A 17,411-nucleotide genomic window follows, 5' to 3' on the forward strand; every position below is an offset into this window, starting at 1 on the left:
ACGTCATAACGACCAATCTACGCCTGGGCTTCCCGCACCGCTTCGGTTGCCTGCTGCGCCTTGCGCACAAACCGGTTCGCCCGTCCAAACGTGCCGAAATCATTGAAGCGCACACCCATCTCACGCATCACCTTATGCGCCACCGGCACGGTCAGTTGGCGGATATAAAATGGCTCTTTGACCACAAAGTGATGGATGCCATGGCTGCTGCCGAAGTTGAAGCAGAATGCCTGCAACGGCCACATCCACCAGGGGTTCAGCACCTGGGTCTGCTGGATCACGTTGCCTGGCTCGATATCGCCGTAGTAATGCATGTTCGAGCTGACGAAGTGCAGGCAAAAGGTGCGCAGCACGTTCGGGCCGATGATCACCACGGCAGCGATATCAATCACCTGCATCACCGACAGCGTGCTCGCCGACCACTCCACCGAGGTGCCCAGCAAAGACGCTATGCCGTTGGCCGCGTGGAAACCGAGAAACAGGTACCACGCGCCCCAGTGCACCAGCGCCAATGGCGCGTAAACCTTCAAAGAGCGCTTGATGATGCTGAATTTATGCGCCCAGGTCTTGGCCCGCAGCATGCGGATGAACGCCGACATCACGTTGTCACCGACCATCAGCAAACGGGCGATGCCCCACGGCTCGCCGTTGGTGATCGCACGCTCTTCCATGTCGGCTTCGCTGCCGGACACCTTGTGGTGGTTGAGGTGCAGATGACGGCGGATCCATGGGTTGATGGTGCTTGGCCGCGCCAGCCAGACCAACCCCATCATCAGGTTGTGCGGCAGGCGTTGCTTGCGAAAATACATGCTGTGGATCAGGTCGTGTTCCAGCTCATGGGTCAGCGAGGCGAAAAACGCATTCAGCAGCAAACACGCCCACCAGGCCATGTGTCCGGTCATGTAGAGCGCCGCCGAACCGGTCATCCCGGCCAGGGCGAAGGCCAGAATGCCCACGCCCAAGGCGTCCTGATGATTGAGAATCGGGTAGCGTTTACGCAGTTCGACACCGCGGGCGAGCACCACTTCACGAATGTGTGCAGATCGTTGTTGTGCATTCAGGCGTTCAGGACTTGCAGAAGTACCGTACATGCTTCCATCCTTTAGTTATTGATGTTCGCATCCTGCCCTGTGCGATTGCTTCGGGCGTTAGCTGTGAACGCCAACCTGTTGACCGGAAGCGCCAATCATCATGATTGAACCCACCTCCCTCGCCAGCTGGACCCGCGCATTGCGCAAACAACTCGACGCCCTCGGCCTCGACAGCAACGCGCTGTGCCTGCAAGCCGGGCTCGACCCGCAACTGATGGACGACCCGAACGCCCGCTATCCGTTATCGGCCACCACCCGACTGTGGGAACTGGCCGTTGAGGTCAGCGGCGACCCGGCGATTGGTTTGCGGGTATCGCGATTCGTCAGTCCAACCACCTTCCACGCGCTGGGTTATGCGTTGGTGGCCAGCGGCAGTCTGCGCGAGGTGTTCGAGCGCATCGTGCGGTATCACCAGGTCATCAGCGACGCCTTGGACCTGGAACTGACCCGTGGCAAAGATCGTTATTGCTTCACCCTCAAGGTGCCTGAAGGCAGCCCGGCGCCAGCACGGGAAGCGATCGACGCCTTCGCCGCGATCTACGTGCGCACCTGTCGCAACCGTCTGGGCCGGGACTACGCGCCGCTGGCGGTGTACCTGCGTCGCCCGGAACCGGCCGACCCGAAACAATGGCACGCAGTGTTCCGCGCGCCGATCTTCTTTGCCGCTGACGAAGACCGGCTGGAGTTTTCCATCGAAGACTTCGAAAGCCATCTGGATGACGCCAACCCGGAACTCGCCGAACACAACGAAACCGTACTCAAGCGCGCCCTGACGCAGCTGCGCCTGCTGACCTGGGAGCGCAAGGTGCTCGATGCCATCGAAGCACAACTGCCGGAAGGCGAACCCAGCGCCGAACGTATCGCCGAGACCTTGCACTTGAGTTTGCGCAGCCTGCAACGGCACCTGGCGGACGAAGGCTGCCGGTTCGATACATTGCTCAATGAGTGTCGTGAGAATCTGGCACTGCAGCACTTGCGAGACCCGCAGTGCTCGCTGAGCGAAATCAGCTATCTGCTCGGGTTTGCCGACACCAGCAGCTTCAGCCGCGCCTTCAAACGCTGGACCGGGATGACGCCGGGGCAGTTTCGGGATGGGTTGCGGTAAAGCTTCGGGATTTGCGCCGGTTTTGCTGGCCTCATCGCGGGCAAGCCCGCTCCCACAGGAATAGCGTCAACTTTGTGGGAGCGAGCCTGCTCGCGATAGCCATTGAACAGGCACTAAAAAACCATCGCTCTCTTACCGCCCCCGATCACGGCGTAGCAACTTGCGCACCCGCGCCACCAGCTCGCTCACGGCGAACGGCTTGAGCAGGTAGTCATCCTCATGCAGCTCCAACCCGCGCAGCCGGTCTTCAATACCATCGTGGGTGGTCAGGAACAGCACCGGCGTTGCACCGAGCTGGCGGATCTGTTGCAACAGCTGCCAACCGTTGAGGCCGGGCAGCATCACATCGAGAATGATCAAATCGTACTCACCCGCTTCGATGAAGCGTCGCCCGGCCATGCCGTTGTCCGCCACATCCACTGCATAACCGGCTTCGCTCAGGCCTTGGGCCAGATGTTTCGCGGTCTCGGGTTCGTCTTCCACTAACAGCAAACGCATGGCACACCTCGAATAATCATCACCACAGGCTAGGCGCCTTGGTGCACAAAGCCCATCACTAACGGGTATTTCGGATGAGGTGACGGGTTCAAACACCCGCCATCGCCCGCAACCGCCCTGCATCGAGGATCTCGATCTCGCCATAACTCAGGTTGAGAATGCCCTGGCTCTCCAGGTCTTTCAGGATCTGGTTGGTGGTCTGCCGCGACAGCGAAAGCAGCAACGCCAACTGCTCCTGTGGCAGTTGCAAAGTACGGCGTGCCGGTTCGATCTCACCATAGCCGTCGGCGATCATCAGCAAGCGGTGCGCCACGCGGGCCGGGGCCGGCAGCAAGGTCAGCTGTTCGAGATTGATGAACGTCAGGCGCAATTTATGGCTCATCAGCAAAGCCAGCTGTCGCCAATAGTGTGGCTGTTCTTCGAGCATACCGAGCAGCGCTGCCTGCGGTACGTGCAACAAAATGCAGTGGCCCACGCCATAGGCGTCATGGGTGCGTGGCTGGCCATCGAACAGACTGATTTCACCGAACCAGTGCGGCGGCTCGATCAGGCTCAACAACGCCTCCTTGCCCTGCTCACTCACGGCGCCCACGCGCATCGCACCTTCGAGCACTGCGTACAGACCACACGGCGGATCGCCGCGCTTGAACAGCCGTTGCCCCGGCGACAGCCGCCGCACGCGGGCCAGGGACAGCAGACTATCCTGTAACAAGGACGGCAAATGGCTGAACCATTGCCCCTTCATCAGGCGTGACCGCCAGGCCTGCATATCCATGAAAACTCCAAGATGATTGTCGTCTGGCTGACAGAGCAACGACGGACCGCAGGGCATGATCGAGATCCCTACAGGAGGAATAACAATGAAAAGCCTCGTTGACCACCTCAGTCAATACGCCGCGTACCACCGTGACCCGCGCAACATCGCCAGCCACTTCATTGGCATTCCGCTGATCGTGGTCGCCGTCGCGGTGTTGCTGTCACGGCCAGGATGGCCGGTGGCCGGGCTCTGGCTGACTCCTGCGGTGCTATTGGCACTGGCGTCGGCGTGGTTCTATTTGCGCCTGGAAATACGCCTTGGCGGGGTGATGACAGTGCTGCTGGGCCTGTCCGTTTGGCTAGGCCAGATTCTCGCAGCGCACGGTACTCTGCTCTGGTTGAGCAGCGGCATCGCGATGTTTGTGGTCGGCTGGGCGATTCAGTTTGTCGGCCATCATTACGAAGGACGCAAACCGGCGTTTGTCGACGATGTGACTGGGTTGATCGTCGGGCCGTTGTTTGTGGTGGCGGAATTGGCGTTTTTGCTGGGGTTGCGGCGTGAGCTGAAAGAGCAGATCGAGGCGCGGGTTGGTGGAGTGCGGATCAATCGGAAACGTGCTGCGGCGTAGGACGCCATCGCGAGCAGGCTCGCTCCCACAGGGTTTTCGGTTGACCACAGGATTTGTGGTCAGCACCGGTCCATTGTGGGAGCGAGCCTGCTCCGGGCGGCGTTCCGACGATGCTCTTAGAGGTTGGCGACTTTCTGCCAGACCTTGGGCTTGAAGAACAGCGTCTCGCCCTTGGCCAGCCCGGTCAGGCTGTCGTGATCCTTCACCACTTCAGCTTCGATCAGTTCGCTCTGGCCTTCGACCTTCAAGGTGATGCGGGTGGTCGCACCCAGCGGACGGATATCGCGTACTTGCGCCGCGTGATGGTCCTCCAGTTCGGTGCGCGACAGCGACACTTCGTGAGGGCGGAACAGCACATGATTGTCGTCGCCCAGATGCAGGCGGTTCGAATCACCGAGGAAGTGGTAGACGAAATCGCTGGCCGGGTTTTCGTAGACATCGCCCGGTGAACCGATCTGCTCGATCACGCCCTTGTTCATCACCACGATGCGATCGGCCACTTCCATCGCCTCTTCCTGGTCGTGGGTCACGAATACCGAGGTCAGGTTGATGTCTTCGTGCAGCCGCGCCAGCCAGCGCCGCAGCTCTTTACGAACCTTGGCATCCAGCGCGCCGAAAGGTTCGTCGAGCAGCAAGACTTTCGGCTCGACCGCCAAGGCACGGGCCAAGGCGATGCGCTGGCGCTGACCACCAGAGAGTTGTTCCGGATAACGATCCGACAGCCAATCCAGTTGCACCATGTTCAGCAGCTCATGGACTTTGACCGCGATCTGGCTTTCGCTCGGACGCTGGTTTTTCGGTTTCATGCGCAGGCCAAACGCGACGTTGTCGAACACGGTCATGTGGCGGAACAAGGCGTAGTGCTGGAACACAAAGCCGACGTTGCGATCACGCACGTCGTGGCCGGAGACGTCTTCGCCATGGAACACGATGCTGCCGGCGTCCGGGGTTTCCAGGCCGGCGATGATCCGCAGCAAAGTGGTTTTGCCGCAGCCGGACGGGCCAAGCAAAGCCACCAGCTCGCCGCTCTGGATGTCCAGGTTGATGCTGTTCAGCGCCTTGAACGCGTTGAAGTTCTTGCTGACGTTACGGACTTCGATCGACATGAGTTATTCCTCCGCGGCGCTGGCGCGCAGGTGGTTAATACGGTTTTCGCTCCACTGCTTGAGCAGCAGGATGAAGAGCGCCAGGATCAGCAACAGGCTCGCAACGGCAAACGCGGCGACATGGTTGTATTCGTTGTAGAGGATCTCGACGTGCAGCGGCAGGGTGTTGGTCACCCCGCGAATGTGCCCGGACACCACCGACACCGCACCGAATTCACCCATCGCCCGCGCGGTACACAGCACCACGCCGTAGATCAGGCCCCACTTGATGTTCGGCACGGTCACGTGCCAGAACATCTGCCAGCCGTTGGCACCCAGCAACCGCGCAGCTTCCTCTTCCTGCGTGCCCTGCTCCTGCATCAACGGGATCAGCTCACGCGCCACAAACGGCACGGTGACGAAAATCGTCGCCAGCACGATGCCCGGCAAGGCGAAGACGATCTGGATATCGTGGTCCTGCAGCCATGGACCAAAAATCCCCTGGGCACCGAACATCAGCACGTAGACCAGACCGGCGATCACCGGCGATACCGAGAACGGCAAGTCGATCAGGGTCACCAGCATGCTCTTGCCACGGAACGAGTATTTGCTCACGCACCAGGCCGCGCTGACGCCGAACACCAGGTTCAACGGCACCGAAATCAGCACCGCAATGACGGTCAGCTTCAAGGCCGACAAGGCATCGGGTTCAAAGATCGCGGTGAAAAACGCACCGAGGCCAAGCTTCAGGCCCTGGGACACCACGATGAACAGCGGCAGCAGCAGGAACAGCGCAAAAATCAGCCAGCCAAGGCCGATCAGAATCCGCCGTGAAACGGCGCTGCCACGGCGCGCAGCATTGGCCGAAGACGCAGCGGCAATAGACGATTGGGACATTTTCCGCGCCTCCTTATGGGGTTTCGATGCGCCGCTGCAACAAGTTGATCAGCAGCAACAGGACGAAGGAAACCACCAGCATGAGCACGCCAATGGAGGTAGCGCCGGTGTAATCGTATTGGTCGAGCTTGACCATGATCAGCAACGGCAGGATTTCAGTTTTCATCGGCATGTTGCCGGCGATGAAAATCACCGAGCCGTACTCACCGACGCCACGGGCAAACGCCAGAGCAAAACCGGTCAGCCACGCAGGCAGCAACGCCGGCATCAGAATGTAACGGAACACCTGCAACGGCTTGGCGCCCAGGCACGCGGCGGCCTCTTCGATCTCCCGCGGGATGTCGGCCAGTACCGGCTGCACCGTACGCACCACGAACGGCAGCGTGACGAAGGTCAGCGCCAGGGTGATGCCGAGCGGTGTGTAGGCGATCTTGAACCCCAGGTCCGCGGCGAACTGCCCGACCAGACCGGTCGGCGTGTACAACGCCGTCAGCGCAATACCGGCCACGGCCGTCGGCAATGCGAACGGCAGGTCGATCATCGCGTCGATGATCTTGCGTCCGGGGAAGGTGTAACGCACCAGCACCCAGGCCAGCAACGTGCCGATGATGCCGTTGATGATCGCGGCATACAGCGCGGTGCCGAAACTGAGCTGCAACGCCGCCAGCACCCGTGGCGCCGAGATGATTGCCCAGAACTGATCCCAGGTGAGTTGAGCGGCATGCACGAACATCGCCGCCAAAGGTATGAGCACAATCAGACTGAGGTACACCAAGGTGTAGCCCAGCGTCAGCCCGAAGCCGGGTATGACGGGGGAGATACGACGCGACATAAAAGTCCCTGGTTGAGAACGCATCAATGTGGGAGCGAGCCTGCTCGCGAAAGCGGAGTATCAGACGACATGAATGTTGACTGATATCCCCCTCTTCGCGAGCAGGCTCGCTCCCACAGATATGTGCCTGAGCATCAGGCTAGTGGTGAGTCAGGTTACTGCGCCTGATAGATCTGGTCGAACACGCCACCGTCATTGAAGAATTTCGGCTGGGCGGATTTCCAGCCACCGAAATCCTTGTCGATGGTCACCAGCTCCAGGGTCGGGAACTGTTTGGCGTACTTGGCGGCCACGTCCTTGTCACGCGGGCGGTAGAAGTTTTTCGCAGCAATTTCCTGACCCGCCGGGCTGTACAGGTGCTTGAGGTAGGCTTCGGCGATTTGCTCGTTACCCTTCTTCTCGGCGTTCTTGTCGACGACCGCCACAGGTGGTTCGGCGAGGATCGACAGCGAAGGCACGACGATATCGAACTTGTCAGCGCCGCCCTGTTCTTTCAGCGCCAGGAAGGCTTCGTTTTCCCAGGCCAGCAACACGTCACCCTGGCCGTTGTTGACGAAGGTAATGGTCGAACCGCGAGCGCCGGTGTCGAGTACCGGGACGTGCTTGAACAGAGTCTGCACGTACTCTTTGGCCTTGGCTTCGTTACCGCCGTTGGCTTTCAGGCCATAGGCCCAGGCCGCGAGGAAGTTCCAGCGCGCACCGCCGGAGGTTTTCGGGTTCGGGGTGATCACTTCAACACCGTTTTTGGTCAGGTCGCCCCAGTCCTTGATGCCTTTGGGGTTGCCCTTGCGCACCAGGAACACGATGGTCGAGGTATACGGCGTGCTGGCGTCCGGCAGGCGCTTTTGCCAGTCGGCCGGCAGGGTCTTGCCGAGTTTGGCGATTTCGTCGATGTCACCGGCCAGGGCCAGGGTCACCACGTCGGCCCGCAGACCATCAATCACCGCCCGGCCCTGTTTGCCCGAACCACCGTGGGATTGCTGGATCTTCACGTTGTCGCCAGCGTGCTCTTTCTTCCAGAAATTGATGAACTCGGCGTTGTAGTCCTGATACAGCTCGCGGGTCGGGTCGTACGACACGTTGAGCAGTTCGTAATCCTTGGCAACCGCGACACCTGTAAAAATAGCGCTGGCCAGAGCGGCCAAAGCGTAACGGCGAATCGACGACATGGTGCAGCTCCTGAATTCTTTTGTGTTGGCTGTTCTTATGGTTTTCCGGAATCGGGTTGCCCGTTGAGTAGTGCTTCAGCTCGGCTTGTTGCCTGGGTTCTGCAAACGGAATTTCTCTTTGCGTTCGATCTGTACCACCTGCGCGTTGTGCACGGTGATCTCCACTGCCCCAAAGCGCAGATCGCGCAATGCGCTCTGGATCTCGCGCAAAATGGTGGCTTCGTCCTGGCCGTCAACGCTACGTAGAGATGCGCTCATGGTGCTGCTCCTTCAATGAGATGTGCCTGGCAGTGGCGGCACTGCTTACGGCGTGAGGGCAATAGTAGAGAGGCGCAGATATTCTTAAAAATACTATTTAAGAATGTTTATATAACTGAAAGACCGATCGTTCCCACGCGGACTGTTATTGATCGCGAAGGGACGCTCTGCGTCCCGGGCGGCGTTACCCACGCAGAGCGTGGGAGCGATCAGTGCTGAAAAATCACTGGCGCTCGCGTCCAGTCCAGCTCATGCGCCGGCATCGGTCGACCAAACCAGTAACCCTGGCCCAGATCACAACCCTGCTCGAGCAAAAACGCCGCCTGCTCGACCTGCTCGATGCCTTCGGCCTGCACCTGCATGCCCATGCTTTGCGCGAGGGCGATGATCACTTGAACGATCGCCGCATCGTCCTCATCCAACGGCAGGCCAGCGACAAAGCCCTGGTCGATCTTGAGTTTCTGCACCGGCAGACGCTTGAGCCGCAGCAACGATGAATAACCGGTACCAAAGTCATCGATGGCCAGCCGCACGCCCAGTTCGCGCAGACGATGCATTTGTTCCAGCGCGACTTCCGGATCTTCCATCACTGCGCTTTCGGTCACTTCCAGTTCCAGGCACGCCGGGTCCAGTCCTGTGTCGTGCAGCACCTGGGCAACCCGCTCAAACAGTTCACGCCGGGCAAACAGGCGGGTAGAAACGTTCACCGCAACAAACGACAACACCACCCCGGCGTTCTGCCAGGCACGCATCTGCTGACAGGCCTGTTGCATCACCCAGGCATCAATCTCGGCGATCAACCCGGTGCGTTCGGCAATCGGAATGAACTCCCCCGGCGGCACCAACCCGCGCTGCGGATGTTGCCAGCGAACCAGCGCTTCAACGCCGATCAAACGGCAGGTCGTGAGGTCGTGCACCGGCTGGTAGTACACCCGCAACTCCTGCTGCTCCAGTGCGCGGCGCAACTCGAAGGCCATCTCGACCCGGTGCTGGGCGTGGGCGGTCAACTCCTCGGTGTACAAGGCATAACCGTCGCGCCCCGAACTCTTGGCCTTGAACAACGCCGAATCGGCATTGCGCAGCAATTGTTCGGCGCTCAGCGCGTCGCTGGGGAACAGGCTGATACCGACACTGGCGTTGATGAACAACGGGTGAGCACCCATGACAAATGGCTCTTTCAGACCCTCAATGATCCGCTGTGCCAACGCGGCCGCCTGCACCACTTGCGGACAGTTCTCGGCCAGCACGGCAAACTCGTCGCCGCCCAAACGCGCCAATGTAATACCGGGGCCAAACATGCCTTGCAGACGCACTGCCACCGCTTTGAGCAATTGATCGCCAACGTTATGCCCGAGGCTGTCGTTGATCATCTTGAAATGGTCCAGATCGATCATCAGCAACGCAGATCCACGCTTGTGGATCTGCGCCGAGGCCAGCGCCTGCTCGACGCGATCGCTGAACAGCAGACGATTGGGCAGGTCGGTCAGCGGGTCGTGGTGCGCCAGATGCGCGAGTTCGTGCTCGGAGTTCTTGATTGCGCTGATGTCGGAAAACACCGCCACATAGTGGCTGAGCTGGCTATCGTCATCGTGAATGACCCGGATGGTCTGCCATTGCGGATAAATTTCACCACTTTTGCGCCGGTTCCAGATCTCGCCGCTCCATTCGCGGGTGCGGTTCAGGCTCTGGAACATCGCTTGATAGAAATCCGACGGATGATGGCCGGACTTGAACAGGCTGGGCCTCTGGCCCAACACCTCTTCGGCCTGATAACCGGTGATGTCCATAAAGGCCCGATTGACGTGGACGATCACCCCCTGGCGGTTAGTGACCAATACCCCTTCTCGCGTGCAATCGAACACCGCCTGCGCCTGGCGCAATCGTGCGCGATCTTCGTTTCGCTGGCGTAATTTGGCGCCGACTCCGAGAAAACACAGCAAACGAGCCCGGGCGATGAAGATAAACCCAGCGCTAAGTACCACCCAGACATAACCGTTGATCAGTTGCCATCGCTGAAGATCAGCGGATTCATCGAATAAATTGGTTAATAAATAACCAGTGAATTTCAGCCAAACGACAGAAAACACCAAGTAGAGCAGCGCTGCACGCAGGGCATCGCGATAAGAAGCAGACATTCGGTCATCCATGGCCTTACAAAAAAGGTTGGAATTATAGATTAAAGAAACATCCAGCCACTCTTATCTGAAAGCGCGACTGGTTTTATCTGTGTGCTGAGTGATAATGCGCCAGCTGTTTTTTTCTTTATCGAGGGCCATACAGCCTATGTGGTACGAAGGTTTACTCGGCTTGTCGCCCTGGCAACTGGTGGCAGTCACCCTGTTAATGACCCACATCACCATCGTGGGCGTCACGGTTTATCTGCATCGTTATTCAGCACACCGCTCCCTTGAGCTCAATGCGGGTCTTAAACACTTTTTCCGCTTCTGGCTGTGGCTGACCACGGCGCAGAACACCCGCGAGTGGACTGCCATCCACCGCAAGCATCACGCCAAATGCGAAACCGTCGACGACCCGCACAGCCCGGTGATCAAAGGCCTGTCCACGGTCTTGCGCAAAGGTGCCGAGCTGTACCGCGCCGAAGCGGAGAACCCCGAAACCCTGCGCATTTACGGCAAGAACTGCCCTGAAGACTGGATCGAACGCAACCTCTACAGCCGTTATCCGCTGCTGGGTGTGGCGATCATGGCCGTCATCGACCTGCTGCTGTTCGGCACCATCGGCATCACCGTCTGGGCCATCCAGATGATGTGGATCCCGGTCTGGGCCGCTGGCGTGGTCAATGGCCTGGGCCATGCCATTGGCTACCGCAACTTCGAATGCCGTGATGCGGCGACCAATCTGGTGCCCTGGGGCATTCTGATCGGCGGTGAAGAACTGCATAACAACCATCACACCTACCCTAACTCGGCAAAACTGTCGGTGAAGAAATGGGAATTCGACCTCGGCTGGGCGTGGATCCAGGTCTTCAGCTTCCTGCGCCTGGCCAAGGTTCAGCGGGTTGCGCCGATCGCCCACCGCGTCGAAGGCAAAGGCAGCCTGGACATGGACACCGCCATGGCGATCCTCAACAACCGCTTCCAGATCATGGCCCAGTACCGCAAGCTGGTGATCGGTCCGCTGGTCAAGCAAGAGCTGGAAAAGGTCGACCATTCGGTTCGCCACCAATTCCATCGCGCCAAGCGCCTGCTCTCGCGTGAAACCAGCCTGCTGGATGACAAGCACCATGTGCGCATCCAGACCATGCTCGAGCACAGCCACGCACTGAAGGTAATTTACGAGAAACGCCTGGCCTTGCAGCAGATCTGGATCAAGACCAGCTCAAATGGCCACGACATGCTGGCGGCCATCAAGGATTGGGTCCACGAAGCCGAAGCCAGTGGTATTCAATCGCTGCGCGACTTCGCCCACCAGTTGAAAACCTACTCGCTGCGCCCTGCCTGACCCTGTGGCGAGCGAGCTTGCTCGCGCTCGAATGCAGAGCATTCGCAATCCTGGCGACACGTTTTAACTGACAAAACGCAGTCGCCAGATTGGGGCGGTATACCGCCCAGCGGGAGCAAGCTCCCTCGCCACAAAAAGCGGGAACTAAGCTTCAAATCCCCTATCTCAAAGAGCACTTCGCCATCCAGGCGGGCTTTGTTGTGGCCGCTATCGAACTTGCGGCACGCCCTTTGAGAGTTGTGCCGATGGTCAATAAGAACCCGGAAGACCTGCCCTACCCACAGTGGCCCGAGGCCGCACAAACCTTGATGGCCTTGATGCATGCCCAAGGCGAAGTTGCACGCCTGAGCGAGCGTGAGCAGTTGTTCAGCTCGTTGCTGGTCAGCGTCAACGCCATCCTCTGGGCTTTCAACTGGGAAACACGTCAGGTGCTGTACGTCAGCCCGGCCTATGAACGGATTTTCGGTCGCTCCACCGACCTGCTGCTGGCTGACTATCGCCAGTGGCGCGACAGCGTTTACCCGGACGATCTGGACTACGCCGAACGCAGCCTGGCCCAAGTGCTGGAAAACGGCGCCGTTGAAGACCGCGAATACCGAATCATCACCGCCGATAGCCAGGTGCGCTGGCTCAGCGACAAGTGCTTCATCAATCGTCAGGCCGAACCCGGGCAACCGTTGATCGTGGTCGGTTTGGCCGAGGACATTACCGAAAAGAAGCAGCTGGAAACCGAGCTGCAACGCCTCGCCAGCACCGATGTGCTGACCCAAAGCAGCAACCGTCGACACTTCTTCGAATGCGCCAGCCGTGAGTTCGAACAGGCCCGCCTGCAAGGTTCATCGCTGGCGTTTCTGTTGCTGGATATCGATGACTTCAAACTCATCAACGATACATACGGCCATCAGCAAGGCGACCAGGTGCTGCAACAGCTCGCCGAATGCGGGCGCGCTGCATTGCGCCGTGGTGACCTGTTCGGGCGCATTGGCGGTGAAGAGTTTGCAGCGGTATTCCCCGGCTGCGCGCCAGAGATGGCGAGGCAAGTCGCCGAGCGCCTGCAACGGGAAATCCAGCGTTTGAGTTTCAGCCATGACGGGCAGACCTTCAGCATCACCGTCAGCCAGGGCCTGACCAGCCTCACGGCTGAAGATGCGACCGTCGACAGCCTCTACACCCGCGCCGACGCCGCGATGTATCGAGCCAAACGCCAGGGCAAGAACCGGATCATCTCCGGCTGACAGGCTCAACACCGTCCCCTTGTGGGAGCGAGCCTGCTCCGGGCGGCGATCCGACGATGGCGGACTGTCTGCCAACATCAATGGTGAATGTCAGCACCTCATCGCGAGCAGGCTCGCTCCCACAGGGTTTGTGTCAGGCTTACTTTTTGCGTAGGCGCATCAATTCCGGCAGGCCGATTTTCAGCAGGCGCGCCGTTCGGCTTTTGGCCAGCTCTTCAACGCCTTCATGCTCGGTCAGGCGAGCGAGTTGCGCCGCCAGGTTCATCACCAGCGCTTCACGGGAATACACCCCGCCACCGAGCTGATAGACCGCTGCAATCAGCTCTCGCAACTCCAACGGAAGCCGCCAGCGAGTACGCAACGCCGAACCATAGGCCGCGCCAAATTCAGCCAGCGCGTCGCCGACTTCTTCCAGTTCGTCCAGTTCGCCTCCCGCCTGTATCCACTCCTGCAAGCAACGTAACAGCGCCAGATCGCCGAGGCGATGGAGCATACCGGCGCAATAGCAACGCTCCTGATCAAGATCGAGCAAGCGCGCCAGGGTCCGCCCGTATTCGGCGGTGTGCAGTGACAGCTCCCAGTAACGCTCGGCGTAATCGGCCAGGCACGGATCACTCAACTTCGCACTGCGCTTGAGGGCCAGGCCAACGATCAGGTTCATGCTTTGCCCGGTGCCCAGGCGGTTCAAGGCCTGGGACACGGTCTGCACGGTATCGCCAAGGTGCTGCGAGGCGCTGTTGGCGGCGGCGATCAACACGGCAGTGATCTGCGGGTCAGTGCGCACTTCTTCTTCCAGCAGCTTCAGATCGAGGCCATTGGGGTTCAGGCTGCGCTTGACCGCCAGTTGCACATCTGTGAGCAACGGCGCGCCGTCCGCCAACTCACGCCGACGCTCAAGAAAGGTCGATAAGGTCATGCCGGGCGCCAGCGTCGGAACGTCACAGGAAACCGTCTGGCCGGCGCTCAGGAGCAAGTCCTGCAGGCGCTGAGTCAGACCTTCCATGTTCAAGGGCTTGGTCAGATAGGCCGTCGGGGCCAGCGGCAATACCTCGCGCACGCTGGCGCTGTCGTTGCGGCTGCTCATCAGAATGAACGGCAACACCGGGTTACGTCGCCGCTGACGCACGCTGCGCAGCAAACCCAGGCCATCGACACCGGAAAGCTCCCAATCGGCGATCACCAGGTCATAGGGATGTTCACTCAACAACTCCAGCGCCTGCTGGCCATCAGCGCACAGATCCAGTCGCGCATCACAGCGTACGTGCAGCAACACCTGCTTGAGCAGGTCTCGAGACCAAGGGTCAGCCTCGGCGATCAGCACTCGCGGTACAGCCGGTAAATCAACAGCGGTCATCAGTTCACTCCGAGACAATGCTTGCACCTTAGACAATGCTGGCCATTCGATACAGCGCAAAAGCCGCCGATGTGTTTCAAGTGACAAAAAAAACCCGCCGAAGCGGGTTTTTTGTCGATCAGGTCACACTGCGCAATCAGAGCTCGGAGAAGCACTCTTCCATGATCGCCAGACCTTTATCCAATTGCTCGTCCGGTGCAGTCAGCGGCACCAGTACACGCAACACGTTGCCGTAAGTGCCGCACGACAGCAGGATCAGACCCTTGTCGCGGGCCTTGGCCACGACTTTGGCGACGGCTGCAGCGTTAGGCTTGTGGCTGTCGCCGTTTTCGAACAGTTCAACCGCGATCATCGCACCCAGGGCACGCACTTCACCGATCACCGGATACTTGGCCTGGATGGCTTTGAGGCCAGTAACCAGACGCTCGCCGACCGCTTTGCAGCGATCCAGCAGGTGCTCTTCTTCGAACACTTCCATCACCGCCAGCGCAGCGGCGCAAGCGATCGGGCTACCGGCGTAAGTGCCACCCAGGCCGCCTGGAGCGATGGCGTCCATGTATTCAGCCTTGCCGCACACACCGGCCAGCGGGAAGCCGCCAGCGATGGATTTGGCGAAGGTGGTCAGGTCGGCTGCAACGCCCATCTGTTCCATGGCGAAGAAGGTACCGGTACGGCCAGCGCCGGTTTGCACTTCGTCCGCGATCAACAGAATGCCGTGCTGGTCGCACAGGGCACGCAGGCGCTTCATAAACTCTTTCGGTGCAACGTAGAAACCACCTTCGCCCTGAACCGGCTCGATGATGATTGCAGCGATGTCACGCGGCTCGGCGTCGTTCTTGAAGATGCGCTCGATGCTGGCGATCGAATCGTCGATGCTCACGCCATGCAGTTCGTTCGGGTACAACGCGCGGAAGATGCCGCCTGGCATCAGGCCCATGCCGGCCGAGTAAGGCACGACTTTACCGGTCAGGCCCAGGGTCATCATGGTGCGACCGTGGTAAGCGCCGGTGAAGGCAATCACGCCGGCACGGCCAGTGGCGGCGCGAGCGATCTTGATGGAGTTTTCCACGGCTTCGGAACCGGTGGTCACCAGCAGGGTTTTCTTGGCGAAATCACCTGGAACCTTGGCGTTGATTTTTTCGCACAGCTCTACGTACGGTTCGTAAGCCAGCACCTGGAAGCAGGTGTGAGTCAGTTTGTTCAGTTGCTCGGTCACGGCTGCGATGACTTTCGGGTGCAGGTGACCGGTGTTCAGCACAGCGATACCGCCGGCGAAGTCGATGAACTCGCGACCTTCAACGTCGGTCACGGTGGAGTTCTTCGCGTGGTCGGCGAAGATCGGGTGAATCTGGCCAACACCGCGTGGTACAGCGGCTTCGCGGCGTTTCATCAGGGATGCGTTGGTTTTGCTCATAAAGTCCTCATTCGCCGCTCATCGGTCGGCGTGGTCCAAGGAATACGTGGCGGGGAGGCAACTACGGCAGCATGCGATGATCGACTGCCACAGCTTTCCCGGCCACCGAGAAATAACGTTTGAAGCCCGCAAAGGGACAGCGCTCTCGTGCCCTTTGCGTTTAATTCCTTACCCGATCAGATGCCCAGGCAGAGGTATTTGATTTCCAGGTAATCTTCGATGCCGTACTTGGAGCCTTCACGGCCCAGGCCCGAGGCCTTGATGCCGCCGAACGGCGCGACTTCGTTGGAGATCAACCCGGTGTTGACGCCGACCATGCCGTATTCCAGGGCTTCAGCCACGCGGAACACTCGACCCAGGTCACGCGCATAGAAGTACGAGGCCAGACCGAACTCGGTGTCGTTCGACATCGCGATCACTTCGGCTTCGTCTTTGAAGCGGAACAGCGGCGCCAATGGACCGAAGGTTTCTTCCTTGGCCACAGCAGCGCTCTTCGGCACGTTGGTCAGAATGGTCGGTTCGAAGAAGTTGCCTTCCATCACCTTGCCACCGGCCAGCAGGGTCGCGCCTTTGCTCAGGGCATCAGCAATGTGCTCCTGAACCTTGGCCACGGCTTTGCCGTCGATCAACGGGCCAGTGGTGGTGCCTTCTTCCAGACCGTTGCCGATCTTCAGTTTGGCCACGGCCACTTTGAGTTTTTCAGCGAACGCGTCGTACACCGAATCCTGAATGTACAGACGGTTGGCGCAGACGCAGGTCTGGCCGTTGTTGCGGTATTTGGAAATGATCGCGCCTTCGACGGCCTTATCCAGGTCCGCGTCGTCGAACACGATGAACGGAGCGTTGCCGCCCAGTTCCAGGGAGACTTTCTTGATGTCCTTGGCGCATTCAGCCATCAGCTGACGACCGATTTCGGTCGAGCCGGTGAAGGACAGCTTGCGCACGATCGGGTTGCTGGTCAGCTCGCTGCCGATGTCGCCGGCGCTGCCGGTGACAACGCTCAGCACGCCTTTCGGGATACCGGCGCGCTGGGCCAGTTCAGCCAGGGCGAAGGCTGAGTAAGGCGTTTGCGAAGCAGGCTTGAGCACCATGGTGCAGCCAGCGGCCAGGGCCGGGCCGGCTTTACGGGTGATCATCGCAGCCGGGAAGTTCCACGGAGTGATCGCAGCGGTCACGCCGATCGGCTGCTTGATCACGATCAGGCGCTTGTCTGGCTGGTGGCCCGGAATCACGTCACCGTAGATGCGCTTGGCTTCTTCGGCGAACCATTCGATGAAGGACGCGGCGTAAACGATTTCGCCCTTGGCTTCGGCCAATGGCTTGCCCTGCTCCAGAGTCATCAGGCGAGCCAGGTCGTCCTGGTTTTCAATGATCAATTCGAACCAGCGACGCAGCTTGTTCGCGCGCTCTTTGGCGGTCAGTGCACGCCAGGCCGGCAGCGCTTTGTCAGCGGCTTCGATTGCACGGCGGGTTTCGGCAGCGCCCATTTTCGGCACGGTGCCCAGAATTTCGCCCGTTGCCGGGTTGGTGACGTTGATCGTCTGACCATTGTCCGCATCGACCCAGGCGCCATCAATGAAGGCTTGCTGGCGGAACAACAGGGTGTCTTTAAGCTGCATGTCGGCT

At 59.7% G+C, this 17,411-nt stretch carries 16 protein-coding genes; 4 read left to right on the forward strand and 12 right to left on the reverse strand.

Features of this window, described 5'->3' with window-relative positions; genetic code table 11:
• Positions 1–17: 17 nt before the first annotated feature.
• A complete protein-coding gene (locus AC1DIH_RS17820; RefSeq protein ID WP_477772683.1) occupies positions 18–1,091 on the reverse strand; it encodes a fatty acid desaturase in 1,074 nt (357 codons plus the stop codon).
• Positions 1,092–1,191: 100 nt separating this feature from the next.
• Here AC1DIH_RS17820 and AC1DIH_RS17825 point away from each other — a divergent pair, with 100 nt between their 5' ends.
• Positions 1,192–2,196, forward strand: coding sequence for an AraC family transcriptional regulator (locus tag AC1DIH_RS17825; protein ID WP_477772684.1), 1,005 nt, complete (start codon positions 1,192–1,194; stop codon positions 2,194–2,196).
• Positions 2,197–2,328: 132 nt separating this feature from the next.
• Here AC1DIH_RS17825 and AC1DIH_RS17830 read toward each other — a convergent pair whose 3' ends face one another.
• Positions 2,329–2,694, reverse strand: a complete 366-nt coding sequence (locus tag AC1DIH_RS17830) for a response regulator (RefSeq protein WP_477772685.1) — start codon at positions 2,692–2,694, stop codon at positions 2,329–2,331.
• An 88-nt stretch (positions 2,695–2,782) separates the two neighbouring features.
• Positions 2,783–3,469 (reverse strand): Crp/Fnr family transcriptional regulator, encoded by a 687-nt coding sequence (locus AC1DIH_RS17835; protein ID WP_477772686.1) that lies wholly within the window; start codon positions 3,467–3,469, stop codon positions 2,783–2,785.
• Positions 3,470–3,554: 85 nt separating this feature from the next.
• On the opposite strand from AC1DIH_RS17835, the gene AC1DIH_RS17840 reads away from it, so the two are divergent.
• Positions 3,555–4,079 (forward strand): Mpo1 family 2-hydroxy fatty acid dioxygenase, encoded by a 525-nt coding sequence (locus tag AC1DIH_RS17840; RefSeq protein ID WP_477772687.1) that lies wholly within the window; start codon positions 3,555–3,557, stop codon positions 4,077–4,079.
• 116 nt (positions 4,080–4,195) lie between these two features.
• Here AC1DIH_RS17840 and AC1DIH_RS17845 read toward each other — a convergent pair whose 3' ends face one another.
• From AC1DIH_RS17845 to dibA, 6 genes are all read right to left on the reverse strand, one after another.
• Positions 4,196–5,185, reverse strand: a complete 990-nt coding sequence (locus tag AC1DIH_RS17845) for a sulfate/molybdate ABC transporter ATP-binding protein (protein ID WP_477772688.1) — start codon at positions 5,183–5,185, stop codon at positions 4,196–4,198.
• Between the two features lie 3 nt (positions 5,186–5,188).
• Positions 5,189–6,061, reverse strand: coding sequence for a sulfate ABC transporter permease subunit CysW (cysW, locus tag AC1DIH_RS17850; RefSeq protein WP_477772689.1), 873 nt, complete (start codon positions 6,059–6,061; stop codon positions 5,189–5,191).
• Positions 6,062–6,074: 13 nt separating this feature from the next.
• Entirely contained in the window at positions 6,075–6,893 is an 819-nt protein-coding gene (gene cysT / locus AC1DIH_RS17855; protein ID WP_477772690.1) for a sulfate ABC transporter permease subunit CysT, read from the reverse strand.
• 155 nt (positions 6,894–7,048) lie between these two features.
• A complete protein-coding gene (locus AC1DIH_RS17860) occupies positions 7,049–8,062 on the reverse strand; it encodes a sulfate ABC transporter substrate-binding protein (protein ID WP_477772691.1) in 1,014 nt (337 codons plus the stop codon).
• A gap of 75 nt (positions 8,063–8,137) precedes the next feature.
• The gene (gene oscA / locus AC1DIH_RS17865; RefSeq protein WP_007941032.1) at positions 8,138–8,320 is read right to left on the reverse strand and encodes a sulfur starvation response protein OscA; all 183 of its coding nucleotides are present in this window, start codon (positions 8,318–8,320) and stop codon (positions 8,138–8,140) included.
• A gap of 209 nt (positions 8,321–8,529) precedes the next feature.
• The gene (dibA, locus tag AC1DIH_RS17870) at positions 8,530–10,455 is read right to left on the reverse strand and encodes a phosphodiesterase DibA (RefSeq protein WP_477772692.1); all 1,926 of its coding nucleotides are present in this window, start codon (positions 10,453–10,455) and stop codon (positions 8,530–8,532) included.
• A gap of 148 nt (positions 10,456–10,603) precedes the next feature.
• On the opposite strand from dibA, the gene desA reads away from it, so the two are divergent.
• Positions 10,604–11,782: a delta-9 fatty acid desaturase DesA gene (gene desA, locus AC1DIH_RS17875; protein ID WP_477772693.1), complete on the forward strand. Its 1,179-nt coding sequence runs from the start codon at positions 10,604–10,606 to the stop codon at positions 11,780–11,782.
• Positions 11,783–12,027: 245 nt separating this feature from the next.
• Positions 12,028–13,017 carry a GGDEF domain-containing protein gene (locus AC1DIH_RS17880; protein WP_477772694.1) on the forward strand — a complete coding sequence of 330 codons (990 nt, stop codon included), beginning with the start codon at positions 12,028–12,030 and terminating at the stop codon, positions 13,015–13,017.
• A gap of 139 nt (positions 13,018–13,156) precedes the next feature.
• Here the strand turns inward: AC1DIH_RS17880 and AC1DIH_RS17885 are convergent, their stop codons facing one another.
• From AC1DIH_RS17885 to gabD, 3 genes are all read right to left on the reverse strand, one after another.
• Complete coding sequence (locus AC1DIH_RS17885) at positions 13,157–14,371, reverse strand: HDOD domain-containing protein (protein ID WP_477772695.1); 1,215 nt, start codon at positions 14,369–14,371, stop codon at positions 13,157–13,159.
• A 136-nt stretch (positions 14,372–14,507) separates the two neighbouring features.
• Positions 14,508–15,785 carry a 4-aminobutyrate--2-oxoglutarate transaminase gene (gabT, locus tag AC1DIH_RS17890; RefSeq protein ID WP_054595051.1) on the reverse strand — a complete coding sequence of 426 codons (1,278 nt, stop codon included), beginning with the start codon at positions 15,783–15,785 and terminating at the stop codon, positions 14,508–14,510.
• 176 nt (positions 15,786–15,961) lie between these two features.
• Entirely contained in the window at positions 15,962–17,404 is a 1,443-nt protein-coding gene (gene gabD / locus AC1DIH_RS17895; protein WP_054595050.1) for an NADP-dependent succinate-semialdehyde dehydrogenase, read from the reverse strand.
• Between the last annotated feature and the right edge of the window lie 7 nt (positions 17,405–17,411).

This window comes from Pseudomonas sp. 05N36, assembly GCF_056397385.1.

Excerpts from the sequence above, each read along its gene's own strand:
- AC1DIH_RS17820 (WP_477772683.1), bottom strand. The coding sequence starts at position 1,091 with ATGTACGGTACTTCTGCAAGTCCTGAACGCCTGAATGCACAACAACGA.
- AC1DIH_RS17825 (WP_477772684.1), top strand. The coding sequence starts at position 1,192 with ATGATTGAACCCACCTCCCTCGCCAGCTGGACCCGCGCATTGCGCAAA.
- AC1DIH_RS17830 (WP_477772685.1), bottom strand. The coding sequence starts at position 2,694 with ATGCGTTTGCTGTTAGTGGAAGACGAACCCGAGACCGCGAAACATCTG.
- AC1DIH_RS17835 (WP_477772686.1), bottom strand. The coding sequence starts at position 3,469 with ATGGATATGCAGGCCTGGCGGTCACGCCTGATGAAGGGGCAATGGTTC.
- AC1DIH_RS17840 (WP_477772687.1), top strand. The coding sequence starts at position 3,555 with ATGAAAAGCCTCGTTGACCACCTCAGTCAATACGCCGCGTACCACCGT.
- AC1DIH_RS17845 (WP_477772688.1), bottom strand. The coding sequence starts at position 5,185 with ATGTCGATCGAAGTCCGTAACGTCAGCAAGAACTTCAACGCGTTCAAG.
- cysW (WP_477772689.1), bottom strand. The coding sequence starts at position 6,061 with ATGTCCCAATCGTCTATTGCCGCTGCGTCTTCGGCCAATGCTGCGCGC.
- cysT (WP_477772690.1), bottom strand. The coding sequence starts at position 6,893 with ATGTCGCGTCGTATCTCCCCCGTCATACCCGGCTTCGGGCTGACGCTG.
- AC1DIH_RS17860 (WP_477772691.1), bottom strand. The coding sequence starts at position 8,062 with ATGTCGTCGATTCGCCGTTACGCTTTGGCCGCTCTGGCCAGCGCTATT.
- oscA (WP_007941032.1), bottom strand. The coding sequence starts at position 8,320 with ATGAGCGCATCTCTACGTAGCGTTGACGGCCAGGACGAAGCCACCATT.
- dibA (WP_477772692.1), bottom strand. The coding sequence starts at position 10,455 with ATGTCTGCTTCTTATCGCGATGCCCTGCGTGCAGCGCTGCTCTACTTG.
- desA (WP_477772693.1), top strand. The coding sequence starts at position 10,604 with ATGTGGTACGAAGGTTTACTCGGCTTGTCGCCCTGGCAACTGGTGGCA.
- AC1DIH_RS17880 (WP_477772694.1), top strand. The coding sequence starts at position 12,028 with ATGGTCAATAAGAACCCGGAAGACCTGCCCTACCCACAGTGGCCCGAG.
- AC1DIH_RS17885 (WP_477772695.1), bottom strand. The coding sequence starts at position 14,371 with ATGACCGCTGTTGATTTACCGGCTGTACCGCGAGTGCTGATCGCCGAG.
- gabT (WP_054595051.1), bottom strand. The coding sequence starts at position 15,785 with ATGAGCAAAACCAACGCATCCCTGATGAAACGCCGCGAAGCCGCTGTA.
- gabD (WP_054595050.1), bottom strand. The coding sequence starts at position 17,404 with ATGCAGCTTAAAGACACCCTGTTGTTCCGCCAGCAAGCCTTCATTGAT.